This window comes from Agromyces lapidis, from assembly GCF_009749405.1.
GTDB lineage: Bacteria > Actinomycetota > Actinomycetes > Actinomycetales > Microbacteriaceae > Agromyces > Agromyces lapidis.
In genome coordinates, this window is record NZ_WBIQ01000008.1 from 258,350 (window position 1) to 280,688 (window position 22,339).

Sequence of the window (22,339 nt, forward strand, 5' to 3'; positions counted from 1 at the left end):
CGATCGTGATATGACGCACAGGGAATCCACAGTCAGGCGATCCTGCTCCCGAGGCGCGCTCGGCGGGCGGTCGTTGGTAGGTTGGCTTGGTGACTTCCGTTTCGCGCTCCGATCACGACGACGAAGCTGCCGAAGGCACCGGTGCGGGGGCGCCTCGAAAGAGCGGAACCGTGCCGGGAGCGTCGGACAGCGAGGCCTCGGGTGCCCGCAAGCGCGCCGCGAAGTCCTCCACGAAGACGATGACGCCCGCCGAACGGGCGGCCGCGCGATCGGCCGCCGCGAAGAAGGCTGCGGCGACCCGTCGGGCGAACAAGGCCGCGGCAGCCGAGGCGGCCGAGCAGGGCACCGTCGCCGAGACGATCGACTCGAAGCGCACCGGGGCGTCGAACGCCGCCTCCTCGGCCGCGCGCACCGCACGCGGCGCGGGGGCGAAGGCCGCCCGCACGGCACGCGGCTCTGCTGCGAAGAGCGCGGCGAGCACCCCCGACGACCGCAGCCGGGCGACGGCCGCGGCCAGCGCGCAGCGCCAGGCGCAGCGGCGCGTCGCCGCGTCGGTCACCACCGAGACCACTGCAGCCGAGCGCGCCCCGCGAAAGCCGGTCGACCAGACGATTCCCGCGACGACGAGCGAGCCGCCCGTCGTCGCCGAGCAGCACGAGCCCGGCCGCGACGAGATCGACGAGACCACCACCGACCGGCGCACGCCGGTGGCCGAGGTCCGTGCCGCCGCGGCCGCCGTCGCGGCGAGCGAGGCCGCCCAGGCTGAGGCCGCGGCGACCGAGGTCGAGACCGAGACGGCCGAGCCGACGCCCGCGCAGGCCGTTGAGCCCGAGCCCGTCGCTGAGCCCGAGCCAGAGCTCGAGCCAGAGTCCGAGCCGGTCGTCGAGCCCGTCGACGAGGCGGCTCTCGAGCCCGCCCCGGCCGACACGACGACGATCGACGAGACGGCGTCGGCCGAGGCATCCGCACCCCTCATCGCGGCCCAATCGGTCGCCGTGATCCCCGCGAAGAAGAACGCGGCACCCCGCAAGAAGCGCACGCTGCGCGTCGCTCGCCCGGCGCCGCCCGAGGGCACGCCGAACGTGCTCTCGATCACCGGCCTCGTCAAGCGCTTCGGCGAGAACACCGCCGTCGACGGCATCAGCCTCGATGTGCGGGCGGGGTCGTTCTTCGGCATCGTCGGGCCGAACGGCGCCGGCAAGACGACGACGCTCTCGATGATCACCGGCCTCCTGCGGCCCGATGCGGGCACCGTCCGCATCCACGACATCGACGCGTGGGCCGACCCGCACGCCGCGAAGCGCGCGACCGGCGTGCTGCCCGACCGGCTGCGGCTGTTCGACCGGCTGACCGGCGCGCAGCTCCTCTACTACTCGGGCGTGCTGCGCGGGCTCGACAATCGCACCGTGCGCGAGCGCAGCGCCGACCTCATCTCGGCCTTCGGCCTCGACGACGCCGTCGACCGGCTCGTCGCCGACTACTCGGCCGGCATGACCAAGAAGATCGCGCTCGCGTGCGCCATGATCCACTCGCCGCGGCTGCTCGTGCTCGACGAGCCGTTCGAGTCGGTCGACCCGGTGTCGGCGGCGAACCTCACCGAGATCCTCGAGCGCTACGTCGCCGGCGGCGGCACGGTCGTGCTCTCGAGCCACGGCATGGACCTGATCGAGCGCGTCTGCGACTCGGCCGCGATCATCGTCGCGGGCCGGGTGCTCGCGGCGGGCACGCTCGACGAGGTGCGGGCCGGGCACACCCTCGAAGACCGATTCGTCGAGCTCGCGGGCGGGCGCAAGGCAGCGGAAGGCATGGAATGGTTGCACAGTTTCTCCGACTGAAACTGCGCCTGCTGGCGAACATCTTCCGCCGCAGCACCTGGCAAGTGGTCGGCATCGTGCTCGGCCTCGTCTACGGACTGGGTCTCGCGCTGCTGCTCTTCCTCTCTCTCGTGGGGCTGCGCCTCGTCGACGACGTCGCGGTCATCCGCGATGTGCTCGTCGTGGCAGGGGCTGCGACCGTCGTCGGCTTCATCGTGTTCCCGCTCGTCTTCGGCACCGAAGACACGATGGACCCGCGGCGCTTCGCCTTCTTCGGCCTGCCCGATCGCACCCTCGCCCTGGCGCTCGCGGTCGCGGGGCTCATCGGCATCCCGGCGCTCGTGCTCGCGATCGTGCTGCTCGGCACCGTCGTCACGTGGTCGCGCGGCGTCGCCGAGACGATCCTCGCCCTCATCTCCGCGGCGCTCGCCTTCGCGACCTGCCTGCTGCTCGCCCGGGTGACGACGGCCCTCGCCTCGTTCCTGCTGTCGACGCGACGTGCGCGCGAGCTGATGGGCGTCATCGGCCTGCTGCTCATCGTGATGCTGTCGCCGATCATCGTCGTGCTCGTCACGCTCGACTGGGCGAACTCGGGGCTCGAGATCCTCGGCGTCCTCGGCGACATCCTCGGCTGGACCCCGTTCGGCGCCGTCTTCGCGGTGCCCGGCGACGCGGCCGCCGGCGCGTGGGGTCCGGCCATCCTCGAACTGCTGATCGCCGTCGCCACCCTCGGCGCGATCTGGCTCGCCTGGCAGGCGCTCGTCGCGAAGATGCTCGTCACCCCCGGTCGCGAGGCGTCGGCGAAGAGCTACCGCGGGCTCGGCTGGTTCGACCGGATGCCCCATGGTGCGACCGGTGCCGTCGCGGCGCGCAGCTTCACGTACTGGTTCCGCGACGCCCGCTACTGGGTGTCGATCGTCATGGTGCCGATCGTGCCCGTGCTCGTCATGGTGCCGCTCGGGGTCGCCGGGGTGCCGATGCAGTACCTCGGGCTCATCCCGGTGCCGCTCATGTGCCTGTTCCTCGGCTGGAGCCTGCACAACGACACCGCGTACGACTCGACGGCGATCTGGCTGCACATCACCTCCGGGGTGCGCGGCAACGCAGACCGGCTCGGTCGGCTCGTGCCGGTGCTCGTCGCGGGCGTGCTCGTGATCGGGCTCGGCAGCGCCGTCACGGTGTTCGTGCTGAACGACTGGCGTCTGCTGCCCTCGCTGCTCGGTGTGAGCACGGCCCTGCTGCTCGCGGGCCTCGGCGTCGGCTCGATCACCTCGGCGCGATTCCCGTACCCGGCGGTGAAGCCCGGCGACAGCCCGTTCCAGCAGCCGCAGTCGACCGGTGGCATCACCGCGCTCGTGCAGTCGCTCACGATGTTCGCCTCGGTGCTCGTCGCGGCTCCGGCGGCGTACTTCGCCGCGCTCGGCATCCTCGTCGATCCCGGCTGGCACGCGGCTGCCTTCGCCGCCGGAGTCGGCCTGGGCCTGCTGGTGCTCGTCGTCGGCGTGTGGTTCGGCGGGCGCGTGTTCGACGCCCGTGGACCCGAGATGATCGCCGCGGCGATCCGCGCGTGAGCGGCACGGTCGCGGCCGCGCAGGCCATCACCGCGTGATCGACGCGTAGAATCGAGCGCATGATCCACACCGTGCGCGCGAGCATCGCCGACCCCGGTCAGCCGGGTGGCGGCACCGACGTCCTCGACCGCGAACTCGAGAAGCTCCTCAACGAGGAGGCCATCGAGCCGGGCGACCACGAGCGCTTCTCGCACTACGTGCAGAAAGACAAGATCCTCGAGTCGGCGATCACGGGCAAGCCGGTGAAGGCGCTCTGCGGCAAGAAGTGGACCCCGGGTCGCGACCCCGAGAAGTTTCCGGTCTGCCCGAGCTGCAAAGAGATCTACGAGCGGATGAAGTCGGCGTAGTCCGCGTCGACGGCGGGTGTCGTCGCACCGGTCGGCGTCTCAGCGATACGTCGTCGGAATCACCGGTTCGCCGCGACCGAGCCGGAACGCCTCGATCGGCAGCTCCTGCATGACCTCGGCGCGGTGGGCTCGGGCGGCGGTCGTGCCGGCGGCGCCCAGGAATGCGGGGTCGACCTCGCCCTTCGAGACGAGCTGCACCATCAGCGGGCGCAGCCGGTCGCCCGCGTCGAACTCGGCCTCGCCGTCGGGGCCGTCGCCCACGAACACGAGCTCCTCGCGGGCGGTCCGCGTCGCGTCGAGGCGCCGTGCGGCGTTCTTGCGGCCGCCGACGCTGGCCTTCTGGGTCGACGCCTTCGCGACGGGGATCCATTCGCCGGCGTCGTCGCGCCGGGCGACGAGCTTGTAGACCATGCCGGCCGCGGGGAACCCTGACCCGGTGACGACCGCGGTGCCGACGCCGTAGGCGTCGACGGGGGCGCCCGAGAGGCCCGCGATCGTGAACTCGTCGAGGTCGCTCGTGACGGTGATGCGGGTGTCGACCGCGCCGAGCGAGTCGAGCTGCTCGCGCACCGCGGCGACGACGGTGGGCAGGTCGCCCGAGTCGATGCGCACGGCGCCGAGCTCGGGGCCGGCGACCTTCACCGCGAGTTCGACCCCGCGGGTGATGTCGTACGTATCGACGAGGAGGGTGGTCTTCGGCCCGAACGCCGTGACCTGGGCGCGGAACGCATCCTCTTCGCTGTCGTGCAGCAGGGTGAAGGCGTGGGCTGCGGTGCCCATCGTCGGGATGCCCCAGGTGCGGCCCGCCTCGAGGTTGGAGGTCGCATCGAAGCCGGCGATGTAGGCCGCACGGGCGGCGGCGATCGCGGCCCGTTCGCTCGTGCGGCGCGACCCCATCTCGGAGATCGGGCGGCCGAGCGCGACCGACACCATGCGCGCCGCGGCGCTCGCGACGGACGAGTCGTAGTTGAGGGTCGAGAGCACGATGGTCTCGAGCATGACCGCTTCGGCGAAGCTCGCCTGGATCGTCAGGAGCGGCGAGCCCGGGAAGTAGGCCTCGCCCTCGCGGTAGCCCCAGATGTCGCCCGTGAAGCGGTAGTCGGCGAGCCAGTCGATCGTCGCGGGGCGTACGACCTCGTGCTCGCGGAGCCACTCGAGCTCGGCGTCGTCGAAGCGGAACCGCTGCACGAGTTCGAGCAGGCGCCCCGTGCCGGCGACGACGCCATAGCGGCGGCCGTCGGGCAGGCGTCTCGCGAAGGCCTCGAAGAGGCTCTCGCGGTGGGCGGTGCCGTCGATCAGGGCGGCATCGACCATCGTGAGTTCGTAGCGGTCGGTGAAGAGGGCAGCTGAGCCGGTCACGGACTCGAGCCTACTGGGGCGCACGGGCGACGCAGGGGCATCCCGCCACCGCGTGCCGCCGACTCGCCTAAGCTTGAACCTCGTGACGGATGCGCCGATCGGAATCTTCGACTCGGGGGTCGGTGGACTCACCGTCGCCCGTGCCGTCAAAGACCAGCTGCCGAACGAGTCGATCCTCTACATCGGCGATCTCGAGCACTCGCCGTACGGGCCGAAGAAGATCGCCGACGTGCGCGGCTACGCCCTCGCCGTGCTCGACGACCTCGTCGCGCAGGGCGTGAAGATGCTCGTGATCGCCTGCAACACCGCGTCAGCGGCGATGCTGCGCGACGCCCGCGAACGCTACGACGTGCCGGTCGTCGAGGTGATCCAGCCCGCGGTGCGCCGCGCCGTCGCCGCGACGAAGACCGGCCGGGTCGGCGTGATCGGCACGCAGGGCACGATCTCGTCGCGCGCCTACGACGACGCCTTCGCCGCGGCCCCGCACCTCGAGCTCTTCTCGCGGGCCTGCCCGCGCTTCGTCGAGTTCGTCGAGGCGGGAGTCACCACCGGCGACGAACTGCTGGCCGTGGCCGAGGAGTACCTCGCGCCGCTGCGCCGTGCCGACATCGACACCCTCGTGCTCGGCTGCACCCACTACCCGTTCCTCAAGGGCGCCATCTCGTACGTCATGGGCGAGGGCGTCACCCTCGTCTCGAGCGACGTCGAGACCGCGAACGACGTCTACCGCGTGCTCGTGTCGAACGGCATGGAGCGTCGCGCCCCCGAACCGCCGAGCTACCGCTACGAGGCGACCGGCCGCTCGACGAGCGCCTTCCTCGACCTCGCCCACCGACTCATCGCCCCCGAGATCCCGAGCGTCGAGCTCGTGCAGACGGGAGCGGTCACCATCCCAGACCGAGAACAGCTCACACAGGAGAACCTATGACCGAGGCATCCGCCCCCGCGATCATCCGTGCCGACGGGCGCACCCCCGATCAGCTGCGCGAGGTGACCATCGAACGCGGCTGGAGCGCCCACGCCGAGGGCAGCGCGCTCATCTCGTTCGGCGGCACCAAGGTGCTCTGCACGGCGAGCTTCACGAACGGCGTGCCGCGCTGGCTCAACGGCAAGGGCAAGGGCTGGGTCACGGCCGAGTACGCGATGCTGCCGCGCGCGACGAACACGCGCAACGACCGCGAGAGCGTGAAGGGCCGCATCGGCGGCCGCACGCACGAGATCAGCCGCCTCATCGGTCGCAGCCTCCGCGCCGTCGTCGACATGAAGGCGCTCGGCGAGAACACCCTGCAGATCGACTGCGACGTGCTGCAGGCCGACGGCGGCACCCGCACCGCGGCGATCACCGGCGCCTACGTCGCGATGGCCGACGCCATCGAGTGGGCCCGCGGCCAGAAGTTCATCGGCCAGCGGTCGACCCCGCTCATCGACACCGTCTCGGCGGTCTCGGTCGGCATCATCGACGGCACGCCCATGCTCGACCTCGCCTACGTCGAGGACGTGCGCGCCGAGACCGACATGAACGTCGTCGCCACCGGCCGTGGACTCTTCGTCGAGGTGCAGGGCACCGCCGAAGGAGCGCCGTTCGACCGGCGCGAGCTCGACTCGCTGCTCGACCTGGCGCTCGCCGGCACCGCCTCGCTCACCGAGCTGCAGCGCGCCGCGCTCGCCGCATCGCTCGCGGCGGGGGAGTGAGCGTGGCCGCGGCGGGTTCCGGCGCGCTCGAGGTCGTGCTCGCGACCCACAACGCGCACAAGGTCGCCGAGTTCCAACGCATCCTGGGCGAGCGGATGCCGGGCATCACCGTGCTGCCCTACGACGGGCCCTCGCCCGTCGAAGACGGCACCAGCTTCGCCGAGAACGCGCTCATCAAGGCTCGTGCGGCTGCGGCGCACACGGGGCGCATCGCGCTCGCCGACGACTCGGGCATCACGGTCGACGTCATGGGCGGGGCGCCCGGCATCTTCTCGGCGCGCTGGGCCGGGCATTCTGCGGGCGACGTCGAGAACGTGAAGCTGCTGCTCGCGCAGCTCGGCGACGTGCGCCGGCCGAACCGCGGCGCCGCGTTCCACTGCACGATCGCGGTCGTGGTGCCGGCAGTGCTCGCCGGTGCAGCCGCGGACGGTTCGGCGGCCGGTGAGGAGTTCGTCGCCGAGGGGCTCTGGCGGGGCGCGCTCGCGTACGAGCCTCGCGGATCGCACGGATTCGGCTACGACCCCGTGTTCGAGCCCGAGGGGCGCGAGGTCACGGCGGCCGAACTGCTTCCCGAGCAGAAGAACGCGATCAGCCATCGTGCACGCGCCTTCGAGGCGCTCATCCCCGAGCTCGAGCGGATCGCCGGTCGGGTCAGGGCCACGGCCGAGTAGACCGGATCGGCCGGCCTCACCCCGTGATGAACGTCGTCACCCGGTCGGCGAAATCGTTGAACCCGGTGCCGGTGGTGAGCATCGCCCAGCCGTGGCCGACGCCGTCGTCGATGACCGTGACGTCGTCGCTCGCGGTCGCGTCGGCGAGCTGCTGCAGCTCGGCGGCGCCGACCGACGTGTCGCCGGGCGCGACCGCGAGCAGGAGCGGGGCCGTGAGCGCCGGCGCGTCGTCGAGCGAGTCGTAGCCGCGGAACGAGAGCGGCCCCGACAGGTCGACGACGCCGTCGAGCAGGCCGGCGCTGCCGTCGCGCCCGCCCGCGACGATCGCGGTGGTGCCGCCCATCGATGCACCGACCGCGACCACCCGCTCTGCACCGTTCTGGCGCGCCCACTCGGCGGCGGCGAGGATCGCGTCGGCGCCGTCGTCGACGACGTGGTTCGCGTCGCGGGGGCATTCGGTCTCGCCGTAACCGCAGGAGTTCACGAGCAGCACCTGCACGCCCTGCTCGGCGAGGGTCGAGGCGTAGGGCCAGAATCCGCATGCGTCCTGGTTGCGCTGGTGCGCGAAGATCGCGGTGGTCGTGCCCTCCCCGGCGACGCCGACGTCGAAGCGCGCGTCGCCGACGGGCAGCCACATCGCCGAGGAGTCGACGCCGGTGTCGCCGCAGCGCTCGGACGGCGACGTCGGCGCCGCGGCCGCCTCGCCGGTCTCGCTCGAGTTCGGGGAGGCGGCCGGCGGCTGCGAGGAGCCTGAGCCGGGATCGGCGGCGCATCCGGAGAGCGCGGCGGCGAGGCATCCGAGGAACAGGGCGACGGCGAGCGTTCGACGCGACGACATGCCCGGAAGCCTAGGGCCGAGCGGGTCGCGACCGCGACCCTCGGGCGCGAACCCGCTCGCCCGCTGAGAACGCGACTCATTCCTGATTGGGCCGAACCGCCCCGAAGGCCGCCTCACCCGACCTACGCTGGAGGGGACATGGCACACGATCACTCCCACGACCACGCCGCGACCGCGAACCGCACCCGACTCTGGATCGCGATCGCGATCATCGGCGCGTTCGTCGTCGTGCAGGTCGTCGGCGGCATCGTGAGCGGTTCGCTCGCCCTGCTCGCCGATGCCGGGCACATGACGAGCGACCTCATCGGCCTCGTCGTCGCGCTCGTCGCCGCGTTCGTCGCGGCGCGTCCGGCGACCGACCGGCAGACGTACGGATTCAGACGCGCTGAGGTGTTCGGGGCGCTCATCAACGGCGTCATCCTGATCGTCGTGGCGGTGAGCGTCACGCTCGGCGCGATCGACCGGCTCGTGACCGGGGCCGAGGGCGAGGCGCACGAGGTGCAGGGCGGCCTGATGCTCGTCGTCGCCGTCGTCGGCCTGGCCGCGAACATCGCCGCGATGCTCGTGCTGCGCGGCGGCGCGAAGGACTCGATCAACCTGCGCGGCGCCTACCTCGAGGTGCTCGGCGACACGATCGGCTCGGCGCTCGTGATCGTCGCCGCGGTCGTCATCCTGCTCACCGGGTGGAGCGCGGCCGACCCGATCGCCTCGCTCGGCATCGCGGTGCTGATCGTGCCGCGAGCGCTGTCGCTGCTGCGCGACGTCGTGCGGGTGCTCAGCGAGAGCGCGCCCGCCGAGACGGATGTCGCGGAGATCCGCGAGCACATCCTGCGCACGCCCGGCGTGGTCGCCGTGCACGATGTGCACGTGTGGCAGATCACCTCGGGGCAGCCGGTGTTCACGGCGCACGTCGAGGTCGAGTCGGAGGTCTTCGAGACGGGCCGCACGGGTGCGCTGCTCGACGAGCTCGGCGGATGCCTCAGCGAGCACTTCGACGTCGCGCACTCGACCTTCCAGCTCGAGCCCGGCGGCCGTGCCGAGCAGGAGCAGGGCTCGCACTGCTGAAGGTTCGCGTCACCGAACCGCGACGGCGCGACCGGGCGACGGCACGATCCGCCGACGAGCGCACGGCTCGAGAACGAGAAGAGCCCCGGGGCCGCAGACGGCGGCCCCGGGGCATCCTCGAGTCTTCGACGGTCAGTGCTCGTCGTGCTTCGGGCCCCGCTCGAAGACGTCGGCGTCGAGCACGAGCTGCTCGGCCTCCTCTTCGTCGGTGATGACGTCTTCGCCCGCGGCGGCCGCCTTCTTCGCCTTGTGGCGTTCGCTGAGGTAATGCCACAGCGTGACGAGCGCCGTGCCGCCGACGGCGGCGAGCAGGATCAGGTCGATGTACTCCTTCACGAGGTCGGCGACGAAGGGGATGAACCCGATCGCGTAGCCGAACATCGTGAGGCCGAAGCCCCAGAGCACCGCGCCGATGAAGTTGTAGAGGGTGTACTTGCCCTTGGGCATGTGGCCCACGCCCGCGGCGACCGGCGCGAAGGTGCGCACGATCGGCACGAATCGGGCGAGGATGATCGTGAGCCCGCCGAAGCGCTCGAAGAAGGCGTTGGTGCGTTCGACGTTCTTGACGCTGAACAGCCCCGACTCTTTGCGCTCGAAGATCGCGGGGCCGGCCTTGTGCCCGATGTAGTACCCGGCTTCACCGCCGAGGAACGCGGCGAGGCCGATGAGCAGCGCCACCCACCACACGCTGATGCCGAAGACGCCCTCGGGCGAGCCGGGCAGCGGGTGCGAGAGCAGGCCCGAGATCACGAGCAGGGTGTCGCCCGGCAGCAGGAAGCCGACGAGCAGGCCGGTCTCGGCGAAGACGATGCCGCACACGACGAGCAGGGCCCATGGGCCGGCCCCGGCGATGATCGTCTCGGGGTCGAGCCAGGGGATGAGTGCGGTGTGGACCATGTGCGGTGGCTCCAGTCGTCGGACCCGTCACCGTGCCGCAGGGCGCGGTGTGGTCAGCAGGCGGCGGGGTTTCGTTGCAGTTTACCGAGCGCTCGCCGAGCGCGGCATCCCGCTGCAGGATGACGCGGGCCTCACTCTGCGGAGTGACGGCCGCCGTGCGTGACGGGTCGCGGCGGGGCCTCAGGCCGCCAGTGCGTCGAAGATCGCACCGTTCAGGCGGAACGAGTTGCGCACCTCGTCGATGAGCGCGTCGACCTGCTCGGGCTCGAGCGCGAGGGCGTTCATGGCCTCGCGGTAGCCGCGCTTGTAGCGCACGACGCCCTCGTCGGCGGCGATGTCGAAGCGGTAGAAGGCGAGCTGCTCGGGCGTCGCACCGTAGTGGCGGGCCACGAGTCGCGCGATGGCCTGGCCGCCAGAGAGATCGCCGAGGTAGCGGGTGTAGTGGTGGGCGAGGTAGCGCACGTCGTCGTCGGCGAGGGCGCGGAGGTGCGCGGCGTACTCGGCGGTTGCTGGCAGTGCCGGGTGGGTCTCGCGCCAATCGGCGGCGCCGAGCGCCGCGAGGTCGGACTCGATGGCGGCCATGCGGGCGAGCTCGGGGTCGAAGACGGCGGGGTCGCCGGCGCGGATGCCACGGGCCTCGAGCGCCTCGTAGACCCAGGCGAACTGCGCGAGGTAGCGCGTGTAGTCGTCGAGCGTCAGCTCGCCGCCCATGAGCTCGGTGATGAAGCCGCGCGACTCGGTGGCGCGGTGGTCGTCGGCGGAGGCGGCGCGCACGAGCGCGGCCACGTCGAGCGGTTCGGCCGGGTCGAGCGGTTCGGCCGACTCGTGCTGGGCGCCGACGGAGCGCGGGGCGGCGGTGGTGGAGACGCTCGACATTTCGGTCCTTCGGGTGGAGGAGTTCGGCAGGTAAGGCTTACCTTACCGTGCATTGCTCGGGATTTCAGCACGCATGTCGGACGTCGGGCGTAACGTCGCCCGCATGCGCTACGGATTCATCTACCCGGGCAGCGATCCCGTCGTCGCGGTCGAACTCGCCGAACTCGCCGAGGCTCACGGCTGGCACGGTTTCTTCGTGTGGGAGGGCATCTGGGCGACCGACCCGTGGTCGGTGCTCGCCGCGTCGGCCATGCGCACTTCGCAGATCCGGCTCGGCACGATGCTCACCCCGGTGCCGCGTCGTCGTCCGTGGGAGCTCGCCGGCCAGACGGCGACGGTCGACCGGCTCTCGGGCGGGCGGGTCACGCTCTCGGTCGGACTCGGCGTGCCCGAATCGGCCGAAGACCGCTTCTGGATCTTCGAGCACGACCCCGGCCGACGCGTGCGCGCCGAACTGCTCGACGAGTCGCTCGAACTGCTGCCGAAGCTCTGGCGGGGCGAGCCGTTCGAGCACGAGGGGCCGCACTACACGGTGCGCCGCACCGACACGATGCTGCCGCTGCCGCCCGTGCAGCCGCGCATTCCGATCTGGGCCGTCGGGCTCTGGCCGCGGCCGAGGTCGATGCGACGCGTCGCGCGGCTCGACGGCTGGCTACCGAACTTCGCCCCGCCCGGAGAGGGCGCGGCCGGGCCCGATGCGCAGCGCGAACTCTTCACGCCCGAGATCGGCGCCGAGGCGATGGCCTGGATCACCGCCGAGCGCGAGCGGCTCGGCGTCGCCGCCGAGCCGTTCGACTGGGTGCAGGAGGGCACGACCGCGGGGCTCGACCCGATCGCCGACGCCGCCGCGGTGCGCCCCTGGGCCGAGGCCGGCGCGACCTGGTGGCTCGACACCGACTGGTCGGTGCCCGCCGAGCGCATCGAGCAGTATTCGCGCGAGCGGGTGGCGGCGGGGCCGCCGCGTATCGACTGAGCCGGCCGCGTCGGTCTACCAGACGGTGCCGCCCCCGACCGAGATGCCGCCCCACGTGAGCGCGATGAAGATCGCGGCGAACACGACGGGCGCGATGCCCGTGCCGCCCCGCGCGAGCCCCTTGAGGAGGCCGATCACGGCGAAGATCGCGGCGACGATCGAGAGGGCGCCGCCGAGGATCAGCCCGATGAACAGCGGGATGGGCATGAGCACGAGGCCGGCCAGCGCGAGCCAGAAAGCGGCCCAGGCAGCCGGATTGGAACGGCGTTCGAGAGAGGAGGACATGCTTCATTATCGGGTGCCCGCGAGTCGCAGTCCGCAGCATGCGCTGGGTCCTGGGAGTGCCACCGCCATCTCGCCGAGCTCGGGCGCCTGCCTCGGGGCCGGGAGCTCCTCGGGGCCGGATGACCGGCGGTACGGGTCAGGGCCCCGGGCTCGTGCGGCGCTCCAGGGCCTCGATGACGGTCTCGGCGATGTCGATGTCGTAGAGCCGCTCGATGCTCTGGAATCCGCCGGGACTCTCCGCGTTGATCTCCACCACCTGGCTGCCGATCACGTCGATGCCCACGAGGAACAATCCATCGGCGACGAGCTTGTCGCCCAGCGCCTCGACGATGCCGAGTTCGGTCTCACCGATCTCGATGGGTGCCGACCGACCACCGGTGCTGATGTTGGCGCGCGGGTCGTTGCCGGTGGGCACGCGTCGGAAGGCGCCCGGCCTGCCGTCGCGCTCGAGGATGCGGCCCTCCAGCAGGAAGATTCGAGCGTCGCCGTCCGCGGCTCCGTCGATGAACTCCTGGATGATGGCGTAGCCGTCCTGCAGGACGGCCTCCGTCATCTGTGCGAGGTTGGTCTCCTCCCGGCCCTCGATCATGAAGACGTTGCGGCCCTTGGCACCGTAGAGCGGTTTGACGACGCAGTGGCCGACTTCGTCGACGAACCGCTCGATCGCCGCTGCGTTTCGTGTCACCAGCGACCGTGGGCGGACCGTCTCGGGGAACTCCTCGAGGTAGAGCTTGCTGGTCGCTCGATGGAGGGTGTTCGGGTCGTTGACCACCGTGACACCTCGGGCCGCGAGCATCTGTCCGAACACCACGCCCATCGGGCTGGCCCACGGGCGCTCCTGCAGGTCATCGATCGACTCGTTGCGCAGGACGAGCACATCCAGGTCATCCATGATGATCCGCTCGGCGTCGCGCGCCTTGATCCCCTCCATGAAGCTCGCGAGGGTGTCGTCGCTCTTCCACCTCGCGGCGCGAGCCATGGCCGCGAGCAGTCCGTCGTCGCTGCCGAGCTCGACGTCCCCGACGCCGATGTACCAGGTCTCGTGCCCGCCCTTGGCTGCGGCCCTGGCGAGTCGGGTGGTCGTGTACTCGTCCACCTCGGTGTCGACGTCGTTGACCAGAAATGCAAGCCTCATGCCGCCACCTCTCCCTCGTACAGCTCAGTGACCGTCGCGCCCGCGCGCAGCCTCTCCAAGCGTGCTTGTGCGCCGGGCGCGTCCAGCCAGCGTGGCCGAACCCACGGCGCGCGGAGCACCTCGCGGTCGAGCAGGTCCTGCACCAATGGGATGTGGTCGAGCGCGAGCTTGCCGACGAGCAGTACCTCGAGGCTGCTGCCCTCGGCGAGGGCGTCGAGGATACGTGTGATCCCGCGCAGGTAGATCGCGTCCTTCACCGACCCGCCCCCCACGACGACGCGGATGGCGATGGACCAGGCGGTCCGTGCCGGTATGCGGTGGTCGGTCCGCAGTGACTCGAAGATGTCCAGGAAGTCGGCACCGTCGAGCATTCTGCCGACCGCGATCACTCGGGCCGCGAGCACGCGCAGTCGCCGCGGGTCCAGCCCGCCGGTCAGGTACTCGGCGAGCACGGCGAGGCCCTCCTGGGTCTCGTCGTAGCCGGGCAGGCCGATGGTCAGCAGCGTCAATGGCTGCCGGGCGCCGTTCTGGTAGGTGACCACGTGGGTGCCGACCTCGTGGTGCAACAACGGCTCGACCCGATCGGCGCGGAAGGCGGCGGACTCCGGGATGAGCAGGCGGCCGAACGACACCATCAGTTCGGAGATGTCGTCCCGCACCTCGACGCGGACCGGGAAGTCCGGGTACACGGCGCGGTAGCGCTCGAACTCCGCGCGGGCCGCGTCGGCGAACGCCCCGGCCGTGACGGTCTGTGTGCTGGGCGCCTGCGCGGGGATGGTCTCGAGCAGCTCCGCTGCCGCCGCAGCCAGCGGAGGTGCCACCGTTCCGTAGAGCTGGAGCGACCCGTACAGAAAGCGCGACGTGTCGCGGTCCTCCAGCGCGGTGATCTGTCGGGCGATCTCGTCCCGCTTCGCCCGGAAGAGCGTGTGCAATGCCGGGTCGTCCACGTTCTCGACCCGGAGGTCGTACAGCTCGCGCTGCGCCAGGTCGGGATCGAAGTCCAGTGGACGTAGTCGCAGGGTGGGGATCGTGCCGAAGTCGCTGCGTTCGAAGTCCGCCCACGCCTCCGCAGCGTTGAGCGGAGTGACGTTGACGAGCAGGTTCACGCGGCGCTCGATCTCGGTGAGCCGGGCGTCGATGTCGAGTGCGGGCGCCAGTCGCTCTGTCAGTGAGGACATCTCATCAACATACTCACGTGTTGCGGGGCGGCCCACCCCTTGACTCCTCGCCGGCCCCATGCGGGGATCTCGCCCAGGAGGCCGCTGAGGGCCTCGACGTCCCGGAGTTCTCGGGGTGGCCGAGGCCGCGTCTCCGTTCGTGCGGAAGGAGGGACTTGAACCCTCACGCCCGAAGGCACAGGAACCTAAATCCTGCGTGTCTGCCGATTTCACCACTCCCGCGAGTGCCCGAACAGTCTATGCGCGCAGCGCACCGCGTCGCGGTCGGAGCAGCAGCAGCACCGCGACGAGCAGCGCGGTGCCGACGAGTGCGATCGGCAGGTCGAGGAACCACTGCATCACGAGGAACGGCGGCACGATCGCGAGCACTGCCGCGGCCGCGGTGGCCGCCGGCGACGGCGCGCGGAACCCTTCGGGGATCGCGGTCGGCAGTCGTTCGAAGCGCACGAGCAGCGGCGCGATCGCGAACACGATGCCGAGCACGACGATGAGCGCGAGCGGGCGGCTGGCCCACCAGCCGGCGCTGCCGGGCTCGGGCGCCGCACCCGGGATGAGCAGCGAGAGCCCTTCGACGATGATGATCACCGGCAGGTGCCAGAGGTACACGGTCATGGCCCGGCTGCCGACGAGGTGCACGACCGCCTGCGCGGGGCGGCGACGCATGAGCGCGCTGAGCGGGCGGTGCAGGGCGCTCATCAGGCTGATCTGCGCGATGCCGAGGAGCGCGAGCGGCACCGTCGGCGGGTTGAGGTTCACCAGCATGTCGGGGGAGTACCACCCGGCCGCGACGAGCGGCCAGATGACGAGGTACGCGGCCGCGGCGATGCCGACGAGCGTCACCACGCGGCGTCGACGGAACCAGCCGTCGGAGTACCAGAAGCCGAGCTGCTGCACGAAGAGCCAGATGAAGAAGAGGTTCGCGAGGCCGATCTCGGCCACGTCCGTCGTGATGCGCAGCGCGTCGATCGCGACGGCACTGGCAGCGAGCACCACGAGCGTCGCGCGCGGAGCCCGCTCGTGCAGCTGCGACATCCATGGCACCGCGCACTGGGCGATGAGGAACGCCGCGAGGAACCAGAGCGGCGAACCCGTGCCGGTCGCGACCGTGTCGAGGAGGGCGGGGTCGACGCCGATGAGCGTCGCCGCGCCGAGCACGACCGAGAAGAAGACGAAGAGCGGCAGCGCCGGCCCGGCGAGGCGCAGCACGCGTCCGCGCACGAACGCGGTCGCGTCGCCGCCGCGGCGACGGAGGCTGCGCCATGCGGCGAGGGCGGTGAAGCCGCCGACGGCGAAGAAGAGGGGCATGATCTGCCCGAACCAGGTCGCCGCGGCGAACCACGGCTGCGCCTCGAGCGGACGCGAGACGACGAGCGAGCCGTCGGGTGCGTACCCGACGCCGATCATGAGCAGGTGGATGACGACGACGAGCAGGATGCACGCGACCCTGGCGAGGTCGACCACGAGGTCGCGCGAGGCGGCGGCGCGAGGGCTTCCCCCATCGCCCGTGCGGGCGGTGGTCGCGTCAGCGACGGGCGCGGGCGCGGAGGCGGGCTCTGGCGTCGACGGGGTCGATCGCGGCTCTGCGGTCATCGGTCTCCGGGTGCGGGTGGATCGGGTGAGCCGAGCCTAGCAACGGCGGCGCCCCGCCGCGGGTGTCGCGGAGGGGCGCCGGGCGCGTGTCAGGCGGGTCAGCGCGAGGTGCGCGACGCGTCGTGCCCGAAGAGCATGCGCGCGAGCACGAGCATCATCGCGATGAACGCGCCGACGACCGGCAGCGGTGCCCACCACCAGCCCACCGTGAAGCCGAGCACCGGCACGAGCACGAACGCGGTGAGCCAGATCACGGCCGAGTAGATGCCGAATCGGGCTGCCGCGGCCGGGTCCTCCTCGAAGCGGTTGCCCGCCCGGGCGGCGTCGCGGTGCAGGGTGAGCACCCAGGGCTTGTGCCGGTTGGTCTGGGTGGCGCCGAGGGCGCTCAGCACGGCGATCGCGACGACCACGAGCACCGCGGCGAGCACGAGCCACACGAGGTCGAGCCGCACCGCGACGACGGCCGCGAAGCCGAGCCCGGCGACGAGCAGGCCCGTCGCTGCACCGAAGAGCACGGCGCGACCGGTTGGCAGCGGGTAGTTCGTCGTCGTCTCCTGGTGGAGCGCGTCGCCCGTGATCACGCCGATCGCGAGGCCGAGCACCGCGGCGATCGCGATGAGGGCGCCGGTCGCGAGCGGCAGCAGCGGGGTGAGCCCGAGCACGAGCGTCACGAGGGCGGCGGCCGCCACGATGCCGAGCACCACGGTGCGCACCACGAAGGCGGGCTTCGGGCGCACGCGGTTGCGTTCGGCGAGTTCGGCGGCGGATGCCCCGGGGCGGGTGCCGCGGGTCGCGGGCGCCTGCCCCGTGGCATCCGCGTGGACGTCGGCTTCGCCCGAGGCCGCAGCGACGAGCTCGCGCACGTCGCCGAGCTCGTCGACCGCGCGGCGGGCCGCCTCGGCGGGGGTGGCGCCCGCGACCTCGAGCTCGGCGACCCGCGAGAGCAGGTTGTCGCGGATCTCCTCCTTCAGGTCTTGCGCCTCGGGGGTGGGGTCGATGCCCGCGAAGGCCTCGTCGAGGAGGCGGTGCACCTCGGTCGAGGTGCGGGGGCTGCGGTCGTTCATCGCAGTGAGCCTTTCGTGTTCGCCGGCGCCGGTTGGCTGCCGAGCAGGGAGTCGATGATGGTGCGGGTCGCGACCCAGCTCGCCACGTTCTGGCGGAAGGCGGCGCGGCCCGCGTCGGTGATGCGGTAGTACTTGCGGCGGCCGCCCTGCGACTCGTCGCCCCAGTACGCCTCGGCGAGGCCGTCGCGCACGAGCCGGCGGTAGCTGGCGTAGAGGGTGGCCTCTTTGATCTCGTAGCCGCCGCCGGTCGCGTCGCGGATGTGCTTGTAGATCTCGAAGCCGTAGCTGTCGTGCTCGCGCAGTACGCCGAGCACGATCGTGTCGGTGTGCCCGCGCAGCAGGTCGGCCGCGAAGGCGTCGCCGGATGCCGCTGAATCTTGGATCATGTCGAGTACTGTAACAGATCAAGTACTTGATTAGGAACCCTTTGTTCGTGATGACGACCCCAGTTCGAGAGGTCCTGAGGGAGCACGGGCGTGTTCGACCGCTATGGTGAGGCGAAACTCCTACTTGAGAGGGCTCGATGGCGTACATCCGCTCATTCACAGTTCACAACCTCGCCGGGCGAGGCGGTCGTATTCGTCGCGTTCTCGATCGCTATGTCAACGTCTTCTGGGGTCTAAACGGGACCGGCAAGACCACGCTCCTCAAGATCTTGGACTCTGCGCTGGCGAATGAGACGGAGGGGTTGGACTCCCTGCCATTCGACTCCGCTGAGGTTGTCTTCTTTGCAGAGGAATGGGGGATCGAGGTCAAGCGAACCTATGTTCAATCTCATGCGCCCGGTCTCATCGATCTAGAGGACGAGCTGTTTGATCTTGAGCCGAGCGGCGAGATTGACATCGCTCGTGCGAGCCGTGGCGCGGTGCCCGCCAAGTGGACGACGCGGGTGCTGAGCGGGCCCGAGATTCCGGGGCGTGCGCGAGAGGGTCATTTCGGTCACTCGTATCTTCCGATTTCGCGTGTTGTTGACCCGCGGGGTCGTGGCAATCGCTACCGCGACCCATATACGACGGCCGCAACAGGTCGCCCTTCGCCGGAACGCACCTTTGCACAGCAAGTCCGCCAAGTCTGGGGGAACTATGTTGCTCTCAGCAACGCCCGCATTCGAACGGTCCAACAGCAGGGTCTTGCGTCTGTTCTCGCGACTCTCTTTGGCGGTGCCTCTGGAGAGTTGGTTGAGCGGCAGATAGTCGACAGCCCGGACGAAGCCTACGAGGTCGTGACCAACTTCTTGCGCGAACAGGACCTCTATCTGAAGCTCGGGCGCAACGACTTCATCAACCGCTACGTGAAGTCGACAGAGAACCAGATGGTTGTCTCGCAGATCCAAGAGGTCTACGCACGCGTAGAGGAGGTGCTCGCCCCGCAGTTCGAACTGCAGGCCGTTATCGACGAGATGTATCTCGGCAACAAGCATCTAGTGCTCAATCAGCGTTCTGACGCGTTGCAGGTTGTCCTTGCAGACAAGCAAATCCCACTCGCTTCGCTTTCTTCCGGTGAGAAACAACTTCTGCAGGTGCTCTTGGCGGTTCTCTCTGCGGGTAGTTCGACGGTGATGATCGATGAACCTGAACTCTCATTGCACGTGGATTGGCAGCAGCGCTTGGTTGCGTCGATGCAACGCATCAACCCCCGAGCACAGTTGCTGCTCGCAACTCATTCACCGGAGGTGATGGTTGATGTCCCCGACCAGAGAGTCTTCGAACTATGAGTAAGTTGCGTCAGGACGCTCGGGCGTTTCGGCAACGCGTGAAGATGGGGCGGACACGCTTGTGGGTGCTAGTCGAGGGAGTTGATCACGATCGCTCCTTCTACGAGCGAGTAATCGAGGCATCGACAGAGCCAAGCCCACCGCGCTTTTCGGTTCGGCTTGCCCAGGACATTTCAATAGATGGGGTAGCGGCCGGTGGGAAGTCGCACGCTCTTGCGCTGTACCGGTTCTTTCATGAGTCCGATTCGCTCGTTCAGCAGAACGCCGAAGGGAAAGCGACCGTGTCGTTCTTCCTTGACCGCGACGACGACGATTTTGGGAGCGCGCTCGTCCAAAGCGACCATGTGATCTACACCAAACACTCGGACATTGAGGCTGAGATCTTTGCGAATGGGGACGCATATCGAGCTGTCGCGACAGCATTCGGCCTGGCCTACGCCGACGTGCGGAGAGTTGGCGAGCGTGTTGGAGAACCTCTTTCCGCGCTCGCTACCCTCTGGCGTGATTGGATCAGGCTCCGGCTGATTGCGATGGCCTGCGACACCGGCGCCGGCGCTCGATTTGCGCAGACTTCCAAGATCCACGCTGGGGCATACGGCACTCTGGATGATCGAGCGTTGGAGTCCCTCACCAAGGAACTCTCGAAAGGTGTCGATCAGGCGAAATGGGAGACAGATCTAGCCCGAGTGGACGCACACATTAATGCTGCGTTCGTCACTTCCCAACAAGGAACACTGGTGAAGGGAAAATGGATTGCGGGGTACCTGCGCTACGTCGTGAAGGCAGGTCTGCCCGATGAGCAGATCCGAACGAACGTTCGTGACCACTCGATCATCGTGGCGTGTCTGTCCTCGATCGACTTCGATGGGGGTTCTCTCGCCGCGTATTACAAACCGCAGATCGCACGGGCGCTAGCTGCTTGATTGCCCGGCAGGCGCCGATCGTGGTGATGGCGAGGTGGCGTTCGCTGCTCGGGCGAGGTTGCCGCCGGGGCATCCCTATCGCCTCGGGAATGCCCGGCGCCCGTGACTGCTTGACTTGAAGCATGACGATCGAGATCAACGACCACTTCACCCGCATCCTGAACGCGCCCGTGTTCGCCTTCCTCGGCACCACCCGCCCGAACGGCGAGGTGCAGGTGAACCCCATGTGGTTCGAGTTCGACGCCGACACGCAGACCATCCGCTTCACGCACACGACGAAGCGGGGCAAGTTCCGCAACCTGCAGCAGAACCCGGCGATGACGCTCGCGATGACCGACCCCGAGAACGCGCACAAGTACGTCGAGGTGCGCGGGCGCCTCGCCGAGGTCGTCCCCGACCCCGAGGGCGCCTTCTACGTGCACCTCGGCCAGCGCTACGGCGACGCCGACACCGCCGTCCCCGCCGATCACCCCGATCGGGTCATCCTCGTCATGCAGATCGAGAAGCTCAACGGTCGCTGATCGCCGCCAGGCGCCGGCGAACGCACCTCGACGCGCTCGCCGGCGCTAGGCTCGCGCACATGACCGAAGCCACGTGCGCGGTGCTCAGTGCGGTCTATCCGCTCGTGCTGATCACCGTGGTGCTCGAGCAGCGCTCGATCGATCTCGGCATCCGGCGCCGACGCTGGTTCAGGGCGGTCACGTTCACGATCGTCGCCGGCGCCCTGGTCGGGCTCGGTCTCAGCGTCATCGGCGTGCAGCTGCACGGGCTGGGGCCCGTTGCGGGCGTCGCGAACTGGCTCGTCGGCCTCATCGCGGTCGGCGGCCTGGGCTTCCTGCTGCTCAGCGTGCTCGCGACGCTCCAGGCCGAAGAGGACGCGGAGACGGACGCCGAGGCCGGTTGAGCCCGCCGCCGATTGAGCCCGCTGTCCGCCGAGGCGCAGCACCGTCGGCGCGTCAGCGCACTCAGCGGTGCCGGCGCGGCACGTAGCGCGGCACCCAGCGCAGCAGCGCCGCGGCGCCGATGAGGCCGACGACGCCCATCGTCGCGGCCGCCGCCATGATCGAGACGAGCGAGGTCACCCCCGCGACGACGAGCGGCGCGATCGCCTGCCCGGCGTCGCCGATCGTGCGATACGCGCCGAGGAACGGCGCCGGGTTCGCCTTCGGCGCGAGGTCGGCGCCGAGCGTCAGGATCACCCCGCTCGACAGCCCGTTCGCGACGCCGAAGAGCACCGCGACGCCCGTGAACCAGGCCACCGCGGCGGGCACGTCGTGCGTGAACGCGAGCACGAGGTGTCCGACCGCGAGCCCGACGATGCCGGGGATCGCGCTCCAGAGTCGGCCGAACCGGTCCATCACCTGGCCGCTCACGTAGAACAGCGCGAAGTCGATCGCCGCCGAGACGCCGATCACGAGTGCCGCCTGCTCGGGCGGCACGCCGATCGACACCGCCCACAGCGGCAGGATGATCGTGCGGCTCGCCCGGATCGCCGCGAGCAGCCCCACCCCGGTGCCGATGCGCGCGAGCACCCCGCGATGGGTCCTGATCGCGCGGAACACGCCGTGCGACGCGGCATCCGCCCCGCCCTGCCGCTCGCCCGGGGCGAGCGCGCCGTCGGCGAGCGCCGCCTCACCGGCCGGCGCAGCGGATGCCTCGCGCGCGAGCCGCGCCGCCCCGAACACCCGCTCGGGGTCGGGCAGCAGCACGAGCACGACGACGACCGCGAAGCAGCTGGCGACGAGCACCCAGAACACGGGCTCCGACGACCCGGCGAGCGCGATGATGCCCGCCGCGACGAACGGGCCGATCGCCCAGCCGGCACGGAACACCCCGGCGAGCGTCGACAGGGCGCGGGCGCGCACCCGCTCGGGCACGTAGCTCGTGAGGAACGCGTGCCGGGCGAGCCCGAACACCGCCGTCGCGAGCCCCAGCAGGAACACGCCGATGCCGAGCGCCCAGGTCGTGGGGGAGGCGAGGGCGACGAGCACGCCCGTCACGGCGAGCAGGGCCGCCCCGATCATCGCGTTGCGCTCGCCGATGCGGGCCACGAGCCATCCGGCGGGCAGGTCGCCCGCGAGCTCGCCGACCATGAGCATCGCCGCGATGAGGCCCGCGAGCGCGAGCGAGGCGCCGCGCTCGGTCGCGACGACCGGGATGACCGGGATGATCGCCCCCTCGCCGAGCGAGAAGAGCAGCGTTGGCAGGTAGGCCGGAAGGACGATGCCACGCCACGAGAACGAGGGCGTGGCGGTGGTCATCACCTCGACGCTACACCCGGTCGCCCCGCGACCCGGGTGCTCGCGCGAGGCATCCGCGTGAGCATCGGCCCCGCGCGCGACTAGGC

At 70.4% G+C, this 22,339-nt stretch carries 23 protein-coding genes and 1 tRNA gene; 12 read left to right on the top strand and 12 right to left on the bottom strand.

Translation table 11 applies throughout. The features are described from left to right. Positions 1–89 precede the first annotated feature (89 nt). The 3 genes from GQQ93_RS13980 to GQQ93_RS13990 are packed head-to-tail and all read left to right on the top strand — an operon-like array spanning position 90 to position 3,732. Positions 90–1,835, top strand: coding sequence for an ABC transporter ATP-binding protein (locus GQQ93_RS13980; RefSeq protein WP_246192331.1), 1,746 nt, complete (start codon positions 90–92; stop codon positions 1,833–1,835). Continuing rightward, a complete protein-coding gene (locus tag GQQ93_RS13985) occupies positions 1,811–3,385 on the top strand; it encodes a hypothetical protein (RefSeq protein WP_246192332.1) in 1,575 nt (524 codons plus the stop codon). The genes GQQ93_RS13980 and GQQ93_RS13985 overlap by 25 nt, the downstream gene beginning before the upstream one ends. 59 nt (positions 3,386–3,444) lie before the next feature. After that, positions 3,445–3,732 carry a DUF3039 domain-containing protein gene (locus GQQ93_RS13990; RefSeq protein WP_022890567.1) on the top strand — a complete coding sequence of 96 codons (288 nt, stop codon included), beginning with the start codon at positions 3,445–3,447 and terminating at the stop codon, positions 3,730–3,732. A gap of 39 nt (positions 3,733–3,771) precedes the next feature. Here the strand turns inward: GQQ93_RS13990 and GQQ93_RS13995 are convergent, their stop codons facing one another. Further along, the gene (locus GQQ93_RS13995) at positions 3,772–5,046 is read right to left on the bottom strand and encodes a nicotinate phosphoribosyltransferase (RefSeq protein ID WP_376863409.1); all 1,275 of its coding nucleotides are present in this window, start codon (positions 5,044–5,046) and stop codon (positions 3,772–3,774) included. Between the two features lie 127 nt (positions 5,047–5,173). Here GQQ93_RS13995 and murI point away from each other — a divergent pair, with 127 nt between their 5' ends. From murI to rdgB, 3 genes are read left to right on the top strand one after another with little or no spacing between them, the layout of a single operon-like run. After that, on the top strand, positions 5,174–6,019 hold the full coding sequence (murI, locus tag GQQ93_RS14000) for a glutamate racemase (RefSeq protein ID WP_157424838.1): 846 nt from the start codon (positions 5,174–5,176) through the stop codon (positions 6,017–6,019). Beyond that, positions 6,016–6,783: a ribonuclease PH gene (gene rph / locus GQQ93_RS14005; protein WP_157424839.1), complete on the top strand. Its 768-nt coding sequence runs from the start codon at positions 6,016–6,018 to the stop codon at positions 6,781–6,783. The genes murI and rph overlap by 4 nt, the downstream gene beginning before the upstream one ends. A gap of 2 nt (positions 6,784–6,785) precedes the next feature. Continuing rightward, positions 6,786–7,454: an RdgB/HAM1 family non-canonical purine NTP pyrophosphatase gene (gene rdgB / locus GQQ93_RS14010; RefSeq protein WP_157424840.1), complete on the top strand. Its 669-nt coding sequence runs from the start codon at positions 6,786–6,788 to the stop codon at positions 7,452–7,454. Positions 7,455–7,470: 16 nt separating this feature from the next. Here rdgB and GQQ93_RS14015 read toward each other — a convergent pair whose 3' ends face one another. Further along, on the bottom strand, positions 7,471–8,292 hold the full coding sequence (locus GQQ93_RS14015) for an alpha/beta hydrolase family protein (RefSeq protein WP_157424841.1): 822 nt from the start codon (positions 8,290–8,292) through the stop codon (positions 7,471–7,473). A 138-nt stretch (positions 8,293–8,430) separates the two neighbouring features. Between GQQ93_RS14015 and GQQ93_RS14020 the strand changes: the two genes are divergently transcribed. Then, positions 8,431–9,357 carry a cation diffusion facilitator family transporter gene (locus tag GQQ93_RS14020; protein ID WP_157424842.1) on the top strand — a complete coding sequence of 309 codons (927 nt, stop codon included), beginning with the start codon at positions 8,431–8,433 and terminating at the stop codon, positions 9,355–9,357. 132 nt (positions 9,358–9,489) lie between these two features. Here GQQ93_RS14020 and GQQ93_RS14025 read toward each other — a convergent pair whose 3' ends face one another. Both GQQ93_RS14025 and GQQ93_RS14030 read right to left on the bottom strand, forming a co-directional pair. Further along, positions 9,490–10,254 carry a DedA family protein gene (locus GQQ93_RS14025; protein WP_157424843.1) on the bottom strand — a complete coding sequence of 255 codons (765 nt, stop codon included), beginning with the start codon at positions 10,252–10,254 and terminating at the stop codon, positions 9,490–9,492. 180 nt (positions 10,255–10,434) lie between these two features. Beyond that, on the bottom strand, positions 10,435–11,130 hold the full coding sequence (locus GQQ93_RS14030) for a biliverdin-producing heme oxygenase (protein WP_157424844.1): 696 nt from the start codon (positions 11,128–11,130) through the stop codon (positions 10,435–10,437). 103 nt (positions 11,131–11,233) lie between these two features. On the opposite strand from GQQ93_RS14030, the gene GQQ93_RS14035 reads away from it, so the two are divergent. Next, positions 11,234–12,103: an LLM class flavin-dependent oxidoreductase gene (locus GQQ93_RS14035; protein WP_157424845.1), complete on the top strand. Its 870-nt coding sequence runs from the start codon at positions 11,234–11,236 to the stop codon at positions 12,101–12,103. Positions 12,104–12,118: 15 nt separating this feature from the next. On the opposite strand, the gene GQQ93_RS14040 is transcribed toward GQQ93_RS14035, so the two are convergent. From GQQ93_RS14040 to GQQ93_RS14070, 7 genes are all read right to left on the bottom strand, one after another. Continuing rightward, positions 12,119–12,388: a hypothetical protein gene (locus GQQ93_RS14040; RefSeq protein ID WP_157424846.1), complete on the bottom strand. Its 270-nt coding sequence runs from the start codon at positions 12,386–12,388 to the stop codon at positions 12,119–12,121. Between the two features lie 136 nt (positions 12,389–12,524). After that, entirely contained in the window at positions 12,525–13,523 is a 999-nt protein-coding gene (locus GQQ93_RS14045; RefSeq protein ID WP_157424847.1) for an ATP-grasp domain-containing protein, read from the bottom strand. Then, positions 13,520–14,701 (bottom strand): peptidase MATCAP family protein, encoded by a 1,182-nt coding sequence (locus GQQ93_RS14050; RefSeq protein WP_246192333.1) that lies wholly within the window; start codon positions 14,699–14,701, stop codon positions 13,520–13,522. Before GQQ93_RS14050 ends, GQQ93_RS14045 begins: the two co-directional genes overlap by 4 nt. 140 nt (positions 14,702–14,841) lie before the next feature. Next, a tRNA-Leu gene (locus GQQ93_RS14055) sits at positions 14,842–14,923 on the bottom strand. A 15-nt stretch (positions 14,924–14,938) separates the two neighbouring features. Then, positions 14,939–16,291: an acyltransferase family protein gene (locus GQQ93_RS14060; protein ID WP_157424849.1), complete on the bottom strand. Its 1,353-nt coding sequence runs from the start codon at positions 16,289–16,291 to the stop codon at positions 14,939–14,941. A gap of 98 nt (positions 16,292–16,389) precedes the next feature. Further along, the gene (locus GQQ93_RS14065; RefSeq protein ID WP_157424850.1) at positions 16,390–17,355 is read right to left on the bottom strand and encodes a permease prefix domain 1-containing protein; all 966 of its coding nucleotides are present in this window, start codon (positions 17,353–17,355) and stop codon (positions 16,390–16,392) included. Then, positions 17,352–17,741 carry a PadR family transcriptional regulator gene (locus GQQ93_RS14070; RefSeq protein ID WP_157424851.1) on the bottom strand — a complete coding sequence of 130 codons (390 nt, stop codon included), beginning with the start codon at positions 17,739–17,741 and terminating at the stop codon, positions 17,352–17,354. Before GQQ93_RS14070 ends, GQQ93_RS14065 begins: the two co-directional genes overlap by 4 nt. Before the next feature lie 137 nt (positions 17,742–17,878). On the opposite strand from GQQ93_RS14070, the gene GQQ93_RS14075 reads away from it, so the two are divergent. From GQQ93_RS14075 to GQQ93_RS14090, 4 genes are all read left to right on the top strand, one after another. Beyond that, positions 17,879–19,069: an AAA family ATPase gene (locus GQQ93_RS14075; RefSeq protein ID WP_157424852.1), complete on the top strand. Its 1,191-nt coding sequence runs from the start codon at positions 17,879–17,881 to the stop codon at positions 19,067–19,069. Further along, positions 19,066–19,992 carry a hypothetical protein gene (locus GQQ93_RS14080; protein WP_157424853.1) on the top strand — a complete coding sequence of 309 codons (927 nt, stop codon included), beginning with the start codon at positions 19,066–19,068 and terminating at the stop codon, positions 19,990–19,992. Before GQQ93_RS14075 ends, GQQ93_RS14080 begins: the two co-directional genes overlap by 4 nt. A 122-nt stretch (positions 19,993–20,114) precedes the next feature. Beyond that, positions 20,115–20,513, top strand: a complete 399-nt coding sequence (locus GQQ93_RS14085) for a PPOX class F420-dependent oxidoreductase (RefSeq protein WP_157424854.1) — start codon at positions 20,115–20,117, stop codon at positions 20,511–20,513. A gap of 59 nt (positions 20,514–20,572) precedes the next feature. Beyond that, complete coding sequence (locus GQQ93_RS14090) at positions 20,573–20,896, top strand: hypothetical protein (protein WP_157424855.1); 324 nt, start codon at positions 20,573–20,575, stop codon at positions 20,894–20,896. 61 nt (positions 20,897–20,957) lie between these two features. Here GQQ93_RS14090 and GQQ93_RS14095 read toward each other — a convergent pair whose 3' ends face one another. Then, positions 20,958–22,253, bottom strand: coding sequence for an MFS transporter (locus GQQ93_RS14095; RefSeq protein ID WP_157424856.1), 1,296 nt, complete (start codon positions 22,251–22,253; stop codon positions 20,958–20,960). Positions 22,254–22,339 lie beyond the last annotated feature (86 nt).